Below are 12334 nucleotides of genomic sequence, written 5' to 3' on the forward strand. Positions count from 1 at the left end.
CGAAGGATTTTATCTGCTTGGGGTTGCCTGGACGAGTGACGATCGCGACCACACTCCGCGCGACAATAGCGTTATTGGGGAGCTTTTTGCCCCAATCTGCGCCAACCAGCGAGGCTTGAGCTAATTTATCGACATCGCCACCGAGTGCCAAATGCACGATATCCGCAGGCAAACCATCAATCACAGCGCGGGTTTGCGAACCGGAACCGCCGTAGGTCTGTTTGAAGGTTACTTTCTGGTTGTGTTCTTGCTGCCATTTGGCGACAAATTTTTTGATAATGATGTCGTGAGCGGGTTTGGGCACAGCATAGCCAACGAGGGTAACTTCAACATCCTTGTTTTGCCCCACACCGGAAGACGAATTGCCAGAGGAAGGAGTATTTCCACCATTGCCGCAAGCAACCAAAGTAAGGCTTAAACCCGTACCAATCATTAATCCGGCGTTCGCAAAGCGTCTCCAACGGAGAATCGATCTCGTTACTTGTCGGCTGACAGTCATGACATTGCCTCTAAAGAATCTACTGTATTTGACTCGGAATATCGTCCAAATCTACAGCCGATCTTAGCAATATCCATGCCAGAGGTCAACACGCGTCGATCGATTCTAGTCCCGATAGAGTGAGGACTTAGCCACTAACGGTTTGCATAGTGTATATAAGGTCGCAATAATACAAAAGGTGAGAAAAATCACAACTAGCGGAAACTTACCAATTAATTCTCCCGGTAAAACACTCAAAAACAATTTGGGTTGAGTCACAAAGCTCCAACTATTAAATCGCAAGAATCTGCCGATATAAATCCCGATCGCGCAGATAGCATGAAGGCTTAATTCAATAATATTTATGTATCTAGTCAGATAGTTTTTACTCAAATAAATACCGATATTGACTAATGAAAATACGTAAGCTAACCAACCAATCCCGATAAAAACAAGATAAGTCGGTACGATAAACAAAGTAATCGTCCAGGCTGAAGGTATCGTTCGCACCGCATCATAAAAATGCACGACATCAGTCAAAATATATGGAGCATTAGGTAAGATTGCCACAAATAGAAACAAGCCAATCCACCAGATAATCGATTGACTGCGCGCAATAGGATCTTTTAACCGCCGATCGAAGATTGTCAAGATAATAATCGCCATGAGGGCGAACGCGATAAAAATCGCTCTGACACCCCACAAAGATAGTACGATCCGCTCTAGAGCTTCGAGGAGATTACCGTTATTGTATTTCTTAATACCGATACTAAAACTCAGCACTAACAGGATATAAGTGCTCCAACAAAATAATCGCGATCGCGGCTTGTAAAACAAGAAAAAACTTAGAGTTAGCGGCACTAATGCCAAAAAACTATTCCAAGCAATCCGACCGATATCTTCCCTAATAACTTGTGCGAGCGGATCTGTCCAGCTATAAAATTGCAATAAGAGCATTTAAACTCCAACAACGAGTTCCAGTCGATCGATCTTAACCGATCTGTCTGCACTGTCGATCGCCGATCTATATAAATTTCTAGGAGTGAATAACAATCGATCTCTTACCGATGGATAGCTAGAATCTAACAAACTTTGTGTTTGAGTCGCTCGGGAATCCCCATTATGGCATGTTCGTAAAGCCTGTCGAATTCCCGATCGAAATGTGCGGCAACTGTGGGATTATCCTGAATGACTAATAGTGTCTCATCATTATGATAATTAGCTGCGTTCGACCAATTATGCGAACCTGTAATCACAGTACGGCGATCGATTATCGCAAATTTATGGTGCAGTAAATCGCCCGTCGGTAATGTCGGTACGCCAATCGTTGTCAATGGCTGCAGACTCTGGTTTGCCTGACAAGTTACGCCCATCAGCGTCAAACCCGAACTATAATCCCGATAAGCAAACTCGCGATCGATAACACCTCGTACCTGGATACCGCGCTGAGATTGCGTTTGCAAAATACTCGCCAATGCAGGTTCGGAAAAGACAAATAAAGCCAGATCGACTTGTTGCATGCTACTGCTAAGGAACTTCCCGATCGAACCATTACTACTATCATCCCACGCCTGCTGTTTGGATGTCGGCGAAAATTGCACCCAGACGCGCGTATTACCGACTAATACTACAACTGGTGTCCGTGCCGGTTTACGTATCTTAAATTGGCTGCTGGGATTGTTTGCGGTGCCATTGCCCCACATCAGATCGAACTCGTTAGCGAACGCGGCGGCGATTTCGCTACTTTCCAGCTGCACTAAATTATTTTGATTGCCTTCGCTGTCGGGATGGCTCAGATCGCCATAAACATCGCTCATCGTCCAATTGGCAGAAGTCACTAGCACTCGATGCCGATCCACCACCATAAATTTATGATGCATTAAACCGCTCCCCTTGGAGCCATCCGCTGTATCGTCAAGGATCGGAATCTGGGCATTCCGCAGGATAACTAGCGCATCTCGTTGGTTAATTTCGGCTGGCGTCAGCGTCCCATTGCCATCGATATCTACCAATTTCTGAAATTCTTGATAATGCTCGCGCTCCCGTGCCGTCAACCCATCGACCTCCGCGACTGTCAATTCGCTTGAGGGGCGGCTATAATTGTGTTCGAGAATCACCCGCACTTTGACTCCCGCTTGCGCTCTAGCTGCCAAAGCCTGGGCGATATTGGGTAGTTGCAACTCTTGCACTGCGATGTCGATTTGTAACTGAGCAGATGCGATCGCTAAAATTATTTGTGCCGCTAAATCGCTGCCCCGCCTAGTTTTGTGCCGATAAGGTTCGGTAAACTCTACTGCACGATCGTGGTTAAAATAGATTTGAATTGATTCATCTTGAGGCAATGGTGGGATCTTGGCTGCGGGGATGTCTGTAGAACGACAGAAGAACCAATATCCACAAAAAATGATAACACCGACGCTTCCAAGAGCTAAACTAGAGAACAGAGAGGAGTGAAATGTGCCAAAAACGCTGCTAAATCGTCGAAATTTCAAAGGAAACTCAAAAATTATGAATGATAAATAGTGAATCAATAGCTTAGTACTATTAATTCGACAATGATTGCGGACAAGCTCGACAACTGAGTCATACCGAATTCATTGTATCATTTATTACGCAAACGTTGTCGCAGATCGCTGCGTATTTGCTAGCAACCTTCTAAGATTGCAGAATGAAGCTCTAACGTGCTGTAATACTACTGCGCCTAGCAACAATTGCGAATCTAGATAGTTACTCTCAAATAACTAGACAAAGCGACAATTATGCTTGCCTGGATTGAATCGTTAGGCGATTTCAATCCTGCTCGATCGGTGATATCAACATCATTGTTTAAATTTCCATGCAGCTAAATTGGAACTGCTTACTTGCCATTTTTATAAATTACATAAGACATCGAGGTATCTACTATTATGAGCAGACGCAGAAAAATGTTTCAATGCGGTCATAAAGGCTACGGGCAGATTTGCCATCGTTGCCTCCAAGAGGAAGTCGGCGAAAATGAAAAGAAAGAGAAAAAACGCAATTGGCACGAGAGTTTTGCGTTCGATCCGATCGATCTCAAAAGCTTACCATCTCATGTGGTTTTAAAAGCTAGAAATATTATTATTGGCTTGCAAGATCGCAGGAACTATCGAGAGTTTGGTGGCAAAAGACTGCGCCACAATCGGTTGGTAATTAGCATTCCTGTGACTCGCAATTATCGAATGCTGTGTTTTGAAGAAGATGGGATTCTACAACCAAAAGAAGTACTTTCCCATGAAGATTATAATATCTGCAAACCAGGTAGCTAAAGTTAGATATACTTAATAAAGTGGTTGTAGCGTTGATGTCTCTCGACATCAACGCTACAAATGTGTAGAATATCGCCGCAAATTAATCGCCGATCGATTGTGACGATATCGACAAAATTACGTGGATTCAGTCTATGCAGATTTACTTAGATCGTAGTGCGACAACGCCTACTCGGACTGAAGCGATCGCGGCAATGCACCGAGTGAATTTGATAAAATTATTTAGATTTAGTCTATGCAGATTTACCTAGATCATAGTGCGACAACGCCTACTCGGACTGAAGCGATCGCGGCAATGCACCGAGTCATGTTGTCAGACTGGGGCAACCCTTCGAGCATTCATCAATGGGGCGAACGCGCCTCCACTGCGATCGAACAAGCGCGATTTCAAGTAGCTGCATTACTTAATGCCAATCCCGATGCGATCGCGTTTACATCTGGTGGCACTGAAGCAAATAATCAGGCCATTATAGGGGTGGCAAATTTGTATGCCACACCACAGCATTTAATTATTTCTAGTGTCGAACATTCTTCAATTAGCGCGCCAGTGCAATGGCTCGAAAGTCGCGGCTGGGCTGTTACGAGATTGCCAGTCGATCGCACCGGACGGATCGATCCCCAGGATCTAAAACTGGCAATCCGGCCGAATACCGTCTTAGTATCGATAATTTATGCCCAAAGTGAAGTCGGTACCATCCAACCGATTGCCGAGCTAGCCGATATTTGCCGTCAGCACCAAGTTTGCTTTCATACCGATGCCGTGCAAGCCGCTGGCAAAATCTCGATCGATGTCCAAAAATTGGGGATCGATCTCCTCTCCATCTCCAGTCACAAATTATATGGCCCTCAAGGCGCAGGCGCACTCTACATTCGTCCAGGCTTGAACCTCATTCCGCTCCTCGCTGGCGGCGGACAGGAAATGGGTTGGAGATCGGGGACTCAAGCCGTCCCGCAAATAGCTGGTTTTGGTGTCGCTGCTGAGTTAGCAAGTGAAGAACTAGCCTTAGAAAGTAGCCGATTAATCAGTTTACGCGATCGATTCTTCGAGCTACTAGCCGACTGTCCCATCTTAGTCCCTACAGGCGATCGCCAGCACCGCCTCCCCCATCACCTCAGCTTTTGCCTGCAACCAAAGTGCCATTTGTCAGAAGCCATCACTGGCAAAACGATCGTCCGCCAACTCAATCTTGCCGGAATTGGGATCAGTTCGGGAGCGGCTTGTGCCAGTGGTAAACTGACTCCCAGTCCCGTATTATTGGCGATGGGTTATAGCCAAACTGATGCAGTGGGTGGCATCCGCCTGACGTTGGGCAAGACTAACACAGCCGCCGATATTGACTGGACGGCAATGGTATTGAAGCAAATTATCGATCGACTGATCCCGCAACTAGTCTGCGTCTAGGGTGCGCGATCCTACTTAATAACTGCGTTGTTGAATTTTAAGTACAAGCCTTTCTAGATTTAATGTTGTTTAAACTCGGTGCCTACGAGAATTTATACTAAGCAACCAGATACCGATCGAAAGGCAGAATAGAGAAAATAAGCTGTGTACCACGAACATAACGGTGGGTGAATAATCAGCATAAATCCTTGCCTGTTTTGGCGCAGTTGGGACATATTCAACCAGAACGGTTTTATTTTTACATTCTTGTCGGCTATAACAAGCACCAACAGTTGTAAATTTGCTTGATTCGCCTTGTTGAGTCTGAAACTTGACGGTTGAAATATATGATGTCTTGCTGGTCACTTCCTGATATCCATTACCACCACGAGATGGATTGTATCCCCCAATACCAGTATTATGTTGCTCCTCCTCCGTGTGAACTATAGTTCCAGGGACAGAAATCGCGTTAGCTTTAAAAGAAATCTCCGATTGATAGTGCGAAGTAAATCCAACTAAAAGCATTGCACCAATGGAGGTACAGAGGACTCCACAGGCTTTATCTAAAGTGCGATTATTGCGCATATATTATCCTTGCTTAATTGCTAAATTTACTTAGAATATCTATATAAAGTAATTAATAATTAGCATAGAGAGAAGGGTGGGCACTGCCCACCACTTTATTAGATAATTCTATCGACCAAATCCTTTGCCAGCCGTTGTTTTTGCAGTAGTCAGGCAGTTTTCCAATTGCTTAATAATTTTATCTCGATCGAGATCTTGACCGATAATTACAAACTTAGTTTGGGGATTACCTTTCCATTGGTCGTCATCGATCGAGAACCGCTTGCCACAGAGGTGGAAGACATGGCATTTATCGCTTTCATCGAACCATAAAAATCCTTTGGCGCGGAAGATATTGACAGTCAATTGATTGTCTAAGAAATGTTGGAATTTGCGGAGTAAGAACGGTCGATCGCTCACAAATGATAATGATGTAAAACCATCATTATCTAAGTGATGTGAATGGTCGTGATGGTCGTGTCCGTGGTGGTCATGTTCGCACTTGCCATGGTCGTGGTCGCAGTAGGTATGGTCTTCTGCATGAGTATGGTCTTCTGCATGAGCATGGTCGTGACTGTGTGAATGTTCGTCATGAGCTGGTTTATCCAGATATTTATCCGACTCAAATAAACCCACACTGAGAATCATCGGTAAAGACACCTGAGACTTAGTCGTCCGAATAATTCTCGCGCCTTCTTTCATATCGCGCAGACGCACTTCCAATAAATCGACATCAGCTTCATCGACGAGATCGGTCTTATTTAATAAGATAATATCGCCATAAGTAATCTGACTTTGCGCGGCTTCACTATTAAATAGATCGAGACTAAAATTCGCCGCATCCACCAAAGTAATAATCGAATCGAGCCTGGTTACATCTCGCAGCTCCGTACCCAAAAAAGTCAGTGCAACGGGTAACGGATCGGCTAAACCAGTAGTTTCGACAACTAAATAATCGATCTGTTCCGATCGATCCAATACTTTGTGAACGGCTTTAACCAAATCCTCATTGATCGTGCAGCAAATACAGCCATTATTTAACTCGACCATATCCTCACCAGTAGCGACAATCAGATCGTTATCGATGCCGATTTCGCCAAACTCATTTACCAGGACAGCAGTTTTAATGCCTTGCTGATTTTGGAGAATATGATTGAGCAGTGTCGTCTTGCCACTACCGAGAAAACCCGTGATAATTGTTACAGGTACTAGTTTCTGGTCTACATCAATGATTTCGAGAGTAGGAGCGATCGTAGTTGATGTCATAAAAATACACGGTGGGATGATATAGAAATTCGCAGTCAATCGATGGCAAACTTAGAATAAAGCGATTGTTGTTCCGCCAGATCGATCGATATTGGCTTAGCCTTTCCTGGGAAAATTGAGGAAAAATATTTTCTCGTTGATGTGAGCCTGTGCTCAGGCAATCACTGGCCAATAAACATTTTAACCTTTATTCGGGAGTTCGATTTCCTAACGTCACATCCTTAATTTGCCAAGCAGCCGAAGTTTAACGCCCAACTCCCAACTCCCAACTTTTCTATGAGTCTAACCATATACAACACCCTCTCCAGAACCAAAGAGCCGTTTCAAACCTTGACACCCAAACAGGTGAAAATGTACTGCTGCGGGGTGACTGTATACGATTACTGCCATCTCGGTCATGCTCGATCGTATATTGTCTGGGATAGCGTCCGTCGCTATCTGCAATGGCGTGGCTATGAAGTAAAATACGTCCAGAATTTTACCGATATCGATGACAAGATCCTCAAACGTGCCGATCTCGAACAGATTTCGATGACCGCAGTCGCCGAGAAGTATACTGCTGCTTACTTTGAAGATCTCCATCGTCTGAATGTCCGCGATGCGGATAATTATCCCCTTGCCACCAAACACATCCAAGAAATTCAAGATCTGATCGCCGATCTCGAACGAAAAGGATTTGCATATGCCGTAGACGGCGACGTCTACTTCCGCGTGCGCAAAGATGATGATTATGGCAAACTCTCCAAACGCAACCTCGACGATCTGCGGGCTGGGGCTGGAGATCGTACCGATGCAGCAGATCCCGACCAAATTAAGAAAGAAGACCCCTTCGATTTTGCCCTGTGGAAGGCCGCAAAACCGGGCGAACCCTCCTGGGAATCACCTTGGGGCAACGGTCGCCCTGGCTGGCACATCGAGTGCTCTGCCATGATCCAAAAACAGTTAGGCGAAACGATCGATATCCACTGCGGCGGCGGCGATCTGGTTTTCCCCCACCACGAAAATGAAATCGCCCAATCCGAATGCGCTCACGATCGACCACTATCCACCTATTGGATGCACAATGGGATGGTGAATATCGATGGTGAAAAAATGTCCAAATCCTTGGGCAATTTTACAACGATCCGTAAATTGCTCACCGATTATCGCGATGTTAATGACAACAAAATCGATATCGATCCGATGACAGTGCGCTTATTTGTGCTGACTGCGCAGTATCGCAAGCCGATGGATTTTAACGATAAGTCGATTATCGCCGCCGGACAAAGTTGGCAAACGATTAAGGATGGGATGTTATTTGGCTACGAGTTTGGCGATCGATTAGGCTGGGAAAATTTAGACCCGATTCGTACTAATGCGACAGCTAATAGCACCGAAGAATTAGACCGATTCCGTACTGCTGTCGATGATGATTTCAACTTTGCCGAAGGTTTAGTGGTAGTATTTGAACTCGCCAAAGAACTGCGAAAAGTTGGTAATATTATCGCCCACGACAGCGCGCAAACAGTAGATCCCGATCTACTCAAAGATAAGTGGCAAACATTAATCGAATTAGCAGGAGTGTTAGGTTTGGAAGTTAATCCCGATGAATTGAAAGTGCAAAATAGTGGTTTGAGCGATGCAGAAATCGAAGCATTACTCACCGAACGTCAAATTGCTAGAGCAAATAAAGATTTTGCCACTAGCGATCGCATCCGCGCTCAATTGACAGAGGAGAAGATTGTCGTCATCGATAAAGCTGGGGTTCCGAGTAGTTGGTATCGCAGTTAATCGATCGAGTGGATATTAAACTTTGAGGATACAAAATAGGGGTAAATACTCTATGACCTATACAACCACTAAAGTTCTCACCTTTGATGAATTTATCAGCCAATATGGTGATAATCCGCGCTACGAGCTAATTGACGGAGAATTGCGTGACATGGAACCAACTGGCCCTCATGAAGCTGTAACGGGAAAGCTAATCGGTTACATTTTTGGCGAAATTCTCCGTTCTCGTCGCAACTGGATCGTACCCAAAAACTGCCTCATCAAACCACCGGCAATGGCGGCTACTGCGTTGCGTCCCGATGCAATCGTGCTAGATGAAGCTAAACTGGAACAAGAACCACTGTGGCGAAAAGAACCGATCGTCTGTAATGGCAGTACGATCGAGCTAGTTGTTGAAGTCGTGAGTACTAACTGGCAAGATGACTATGCTCGAAAGATCGAAGAGTACGCCCTCTTAGGTATTCCTGAGTATTGGATTGTGGATTATTTAGGAATCGGTGGCGTTGCTTTTATCGGCAAACCAAAACAACCAACCTTCACAGTTTGTCAACTTGTGGGAGAGACCTATCACCAGCAACAATTTAGGTTAGGCGAATCTATTTTATCTCCTACTTTCCCTGAAATTCAGCTTCGGCTCGATGATATCGTTCCTCGCCAGTAGAGTCGATTCACGAGCAGATAGAAACACCGATCGTCTGATTTGAAGGCTGAAGCGATCGAGCTGACTTGAGTTAGTCTGGCGATCGATTATTTATCCACTTCCACCATTGACTTAAAGAGCGAGCTAATAATAGCGGTTTTAGCTCGATCGACTTGCGCGCTAGCAGATCTTGCACGATCTCAAATGCGGCGTATTGTAACCCCAAAAAACTATCCACAGGGGCATAATAATTGCCTAAAGTAATTGCTCCAGAAGCATAGATTTTCCCTACCTGATTAGCCATTTCGGTTAACTCGAAATCTGGTGTTACTGTGAGTCTGCCCAGATGATTGACTGGTAAATTGTATTGCTGAACTAGATCCTGAAGTAAAGGGCTAGCAGTAATCGGCGCATCTACAGCCGTGGCATCGATGATGAAGTCGGATTCTAACTGGATGTCACTCTTGACGCCCGATTCGCGAACGGTGGTAATCGTGCCGCTGTGACTGGGGCGGGGGACAACTTGCTGCACTTCTCCATAGAAGATCTGGTACCAGCCTTTGTGGATGCCTCCAGTGATGATTTTGCGCCAATCGCGGCGATTCATCGTCGTGACGCCACCCCAATCGGCGAGTAAATTCTGACGTTGTTCGGGGGTGGCTGCTTCGAGAATGGCTTTATACTGTCCGCCCCAGGCTGATTTTGGCCAATTGAAAGGCTGAAACTCATAGTTGTGTTCGACTTTGCGCTCGGCTAACCCGTATTTATTGCCATCGGTTTTGGCGGAGCGGAGTAACTGAATGACGCGGATTTCGACGCGATCGTTATTGCGGCGTAAGGTGTAGAGTTTTTGTAAAATGCGAGCAGCGACAGTTCCCGTCCCGCGCAATAATACCGTCCCACCGTAGCTAGCTAGCGACTCGTAAATGTGTTCGTGGGGTTCGTAGGCATTGACGACGGTTTTGAAATCCTGAGTGCGATCGCGATAGGCTTGGAGATCGGGCAAGAATTGTAAGGCGGGATAACCAGTGGCAATATGCACGTATCGCGCGATCGTGCAGGCATAGTCCGTTGGCTGCTGGCAGGTATAGACGATCGCATAGCGTCCGTCGGTAGTCTTGCGGATGGCTTGGACGCTAGCCGTGCGCATGATTTTCTTCCAACTAATGCGTGCGGCTTCGCGATCGATTGCTGTAATGACATCGCCAGCTTTGGGGGTATAGGTACTCGCCAGTGTCGGCTCGGCGAAGACTTGCCAGAGATGGCTCAATCCCGATTTCAATTTTCCCTTAGCAACGTCTCTAAATGCCTCTACAGTTGCATAGTTAGGAAAACCCCAAATGTTATCGGGGCAGGCATCCGCAGGGGATCTGAGGCGTTCTTGGGGGACGATCTGAGCGTTGAGACAGAGTTGCTGATAGCGTCCGTAGGGTTGCTGCTCCATTCCCAATCCCCGGATGCGATCGCCACTCACCCCGCTAATTCTGAGTAAGTCTACCCAAATAAAACTCCCCAAACCGCCGCCAATGGTGGCATATTCGACTTCTTCTACTGGCAATCCGGTGGCGTGGATCGCTTGCGGATCGATCTGCGATTGGCTGAAGATCGGCGGTAGACAATTATTAACTGGAACTACCGGCGGTGGAGTGATGCGCGGATCTGGTCGATTGGTGACGGGATTGAATCCGATCTGGGATTGACTGGCGGGTGTGGCAACGGGTTGAGGATTCTCTGGCAGCCCAATCGCGATCTGATAGTTGCCGAGTTGGATGACATCCCCAGGCTGAACTTGACTTTGGGGTTGCTTTTCCCCATTAACGATAACCCCATTACTACTACCTCGATCGACGATCGTTAACTGACCTTGCTGAATCTCGATCGAGGCATGATAGCGAGATACCTCCAAACTATTTAACACGATCCTACAAACGCGCTGTCCGTCGATGAGATCGGGCAGTCGTGCAAAATCTCGTCCCAAGGCAATGGGCACGGTTAACAGGGGTTCTTTGCGTTCTCCTGTGGCTGGATCTTCCCACATCAAACGGATTTGCACGGTGTATCGATCGAGTATATCGAGTATTTAGTAGTCAATCTTAGCAGGATCGGCCATTTTTTGGTCGATCGCCATGCCCGAGATCCCCGACTTCTGTCAGGAGTCGGGGATCTGTCATCAATTTAGTAACGTTCGAGTTTAGTTAGATCGATCGTCATTAACTAAGATAAATTTAATTTTAGCCCCAGCTTTTTCTAAGCGAGCGGCAATCTGCTGAATTTCCCTTTTAGTTCCGGTGGCAATCGGCACCGCTGTCGAATTGTCTAAAATTACTTTAACATCTTGCGGGGATTTAGCTGTAAGCTGTCTAACTATGTAAAAAACTTTAGAGCGAAATTCACCCACATTAGTAATAACTAGACCAAATCTATCTGGATTGCACATCCGACAAATTTAGTTTGCTTACCTTGTTATCCAGAGCGACAGCACTTCGACCAACTTTTTGATTAATACATGAATGAAGATCTCATCCAAAAACTAGCAGCTGGCAAGTTATTTCGGTTGCTTTCCTTCCTTCAGGCGGGTATTCACCTATGTGTTTATCTAGCAGCTTTTATCGAGCTGATTATGATTGAAGCTGGCGGATATCATGATGCGAGCATCATCCGCTTTTTGGGCATCACACTTGTTTCTATGCCATTGTTTGCGATCGCGTGGCGACTGATTCAATTTAGCTTGAAGCAGAAGTGTTGAATGCTAGAGCGCACACCTCCTATAAATGGGTACACCATTCCTGTGAAAGGCTATTAATATAGCTAAAATACTATCTTTCATGTGTGAAAATATTAGCTATGTGCATTGGTTTAGAAAGATAGTATTTTAGCTATATTAATAGCCTTTCACAGGAATGGTGTACCCATTTATAGGAGGTGTGCGCTCTAGCATTCAACACTTC

General features: G+C 45.7%; 12 protein-coding genes. 5 read left to right on the top strand and 7 right to left on the bottom strand.

Annotation, left to right across the window (positions count from 1 at the left end):
* From RMO84_RS19825 to RMO84_RS19835, 3 genes are all read right to left on the bottom strand, one after another.
* A partial coding sequence (locus tag RMO84_RS19825; RefSeq protein WP_310490162.1) for a substrate-binding domain-containing protein occupies positions 1 to 499 on the bottom strand: 499 nt, incomplete at its 3' end.
* Between the two features lie 105 nt (positions 500 to 604).
* Entirely contained in the window at positions 605 to 1435 is an 831-nt protein-coding gene (locus RMO84_RS19830) for a DUF1361 domain-containing protein (protein WP_310490163.1), read from the bottom strand.
* A gap of 125 nt (positions 1436 to 1560) precedes the next feature.
* Positions 1561 to 2970: a phospholipase D-like domain-containing protein gene (locus tag RMO84_RS19835; RefSeq protein WP_310490164.1), complete on the bottom strand. Its 1410-nt coding sequence runs from the start codon at positions 2968 to 2970 to the stop codon at positions 1561 to 1563.
* A 414-nt stretch (positions 2971 to 3384) separates the two neighbouring features.
* Between RMO84_RS19835 and RMO84_RS19840 the strand changes: the two genes are divergently transcribed.
* Both RMO84_RS19840 and RMO84_RS19845 read left to right on the top strand, forming a co-directional pair.
* Positions 3385 to 3765 carry a hypothetical protein gene (locus RMO84_RS19840; RefSeq protein WP_310490165.1) on the top strand — a complete coding sequence of 127 codons (381 nt, stop codon included), beginning with the start codon at positions 3385 to 3387 and terminating at the stop codon, positions 3763 to 3765.
* Positions 3766 to 4000: 235 nt separating this feature from the next.
* A complete protein-coding gene (locus tag RMO84_RS19845) occupies positions 4001 to 5167 on the top strand; it encodes a cysteine desulfurase family protein (RefSeq protein ID WP_310490166.1) in 1167 nt (388 codons plus the stop codon).
* 69 nt (positions 5168 to 5236) lie between these two features.
* On the opposite strand, the gene RMO84_RS19850 is transcribed toward RMO84_RS19845, so the two are convergent.
* On the bottom strand, positions 5237 to 5731 hold the full coding sequence (locus RMO84_RS19850) for a DUF3592 domain-containing protein (protein WP_310490167.1): 495 nt from the start codon (positions 5729 to 5731) through the stop codon (positions 5237 to 5239).
* A 108-nt stretch (positions 5732 to 5839) separates the two neighbouring features.
* Complete coding sequence (locus tag RMO84_RS19855; protein ID WP_310490168.1) at positions 5840 to 6976, bottom strand: GTP-binding protein; 1137 nt, start codon at positions 6974 to 6976, stop codon at positions 5840 to 5842.
* Positions 6977 to 7252: 276 nt separating this feature from the next.
* Between RMO84_RS19855 and cysS the strand changes: the two genes are divergently transcribed.
* Both cysS and RMO84_RS19865 read left to right on the top strand, forming a co-directional pair.
* Positions 7253 to 8746 (top strand): cysteine--tRNA ligase, encoded by a 1494-nt coding sequence (gene cysS, locus RMO84_RS19860; RefSeq protein ID WP_310490169.1) that lies wholly within the window; start codon positions 7253 to 7255, stop codon positions 8744 to 8746.
* Positions 8747 to 8798: 52 nt separating this feature from the next.
* The gene (locus tag RMO84_RS19865) at positions 8799 to 9407 is read left to right on the top strand and encodes a Uma2 family endonuclease (protein WP_310490170.1); all 609 of its coding nucleotides are present in this window, start codon (positions 8799 to 8801) and stop codon (positions 9405 to 9407) included.
* A gap of 70 nt (positions 9408 to 9477) precedes the next feature.
* Here RMO84_RS19865 and RMO84_RS19870 read toward each other — a convergent pair whose 3' ends face one another.
* A complete protein-coding gene (locus RMO84_RS19870; RefSeq protein WP_310490171.1) occupies positions 9478 to 11439 on the bottom strand; it encodes an FHA domain-containing protein in 1962 nt (653 codons plus the stop codon).
* 138 nt (positions 11440 to 11577) lie between these two features.
* Complete coding sequence (locus tag RMO84_RS19875; RefSeq protein ID WP_310490172.1) at positions 11578 to 11823, bottom strand: hypothetical protein; 246 nt, start codon at positions 11821 to 11823, stop codon at positions 11578 to 11580.
* 69 nt (positions 11824 to 11892) lie between these two features.
* Here RMO84_RS19875 and RMO84_RS19880 point away from each other — a divergent pair, with 69 nt between their 5' ends.
* The gene (locus RMO84_RS19880) at positions 11893 to 12132 is read left to right on the top strand and encodes a hypothetical protein (protein ID WP_310490173.1); all 240 of its coding nucleotides are present in this window, start codon (positions 11893 to 11895) and stop codon (positions 12130 to 12132) included.
* The last annotated feature ends 202 nt before the right edge of the window (positions 12133 to 12334 follow it).

The sequence above is a fragment of the Chamaesiphon sp. VAR_69_metabat_338 genome, assembly GCF_031423935.1.
Taxonomy (GTDB): domain Bacteria; phylum Cyanobacteriota; class Cyanobacteriia; order Cyanobacteriales; family Chamaesiphonaceae; genus Chamaesiphon.

What these genes read in the sequence shown, in the direction of transcription:
- RMO84_RS19830 (WP_310490163.1), bottom strand. Translation starts at nt 1,435, where the DNA reads ATGCTCTTATTGCAATTTTATAGCTGGACAGATCCGCTCGCACAAGTT.
- RMO84_RS19840 (WP_310490165.1), top strand. Translation starts at nt 3,385, where the DNA reads ATGAGCAGACGCAGAAAAATGTTTCAATGCGGTCATAAAGGCTACGGG.
- RMO84_RS19845 (WP_310490166.1), top strand. Translation starts at nt 4,001, where the DNA reads ATGCAGATTTACCTAGATCATAGTGCGACAACGCCTACTCGGACTGAA.
- RMO84_RS19850 (WP_310490167.1), bottom strand. Translation starts at nt 5,731, where the DNA reads ATGCGCAATAATCGCACTTTAGATAAAGCCTGTGGAGTCCTCTGTACC.
- RMO84_RS19855 (WP_310490168.1), bottom strand. Translation starts at nt 6,976, where the DNA reads ATGACATCAACTACGATCGCTCCTACTCTCGAAATCATTGATGTAGAC.
- cysS (WP_310490169.1), top strand. Translation starts at nt 7,253, where the DNA reads ATGAGTCTAACCATATACAACACCCTCTCCAGAACCAAAGAGCCGTTT.
- RMO84_RS19865 (WP_310490170.1), top strand. Translation starts at nt 8,799, where the DNA reads ATGACCTATACAACCACTAAAGTTCTCACCTTTGATGAATTTATCAGC.
- RMO84_RS19875 (WP_310490172.1), bottom strand. Translation starts at nt 11,823, where the DNA reads ATGTGCAATCCAGATAGATTTGGTCTAGTTATTACTAATGTGGGTGAA.
- RMO84_RS19880 (WP_310490173.1), top strand. Translation starts at nt 11,893, where the DNA reads ATGAATGAAGATCTCATCCAAAAACTAGCAGCTGGCAAGTTATTTCGG.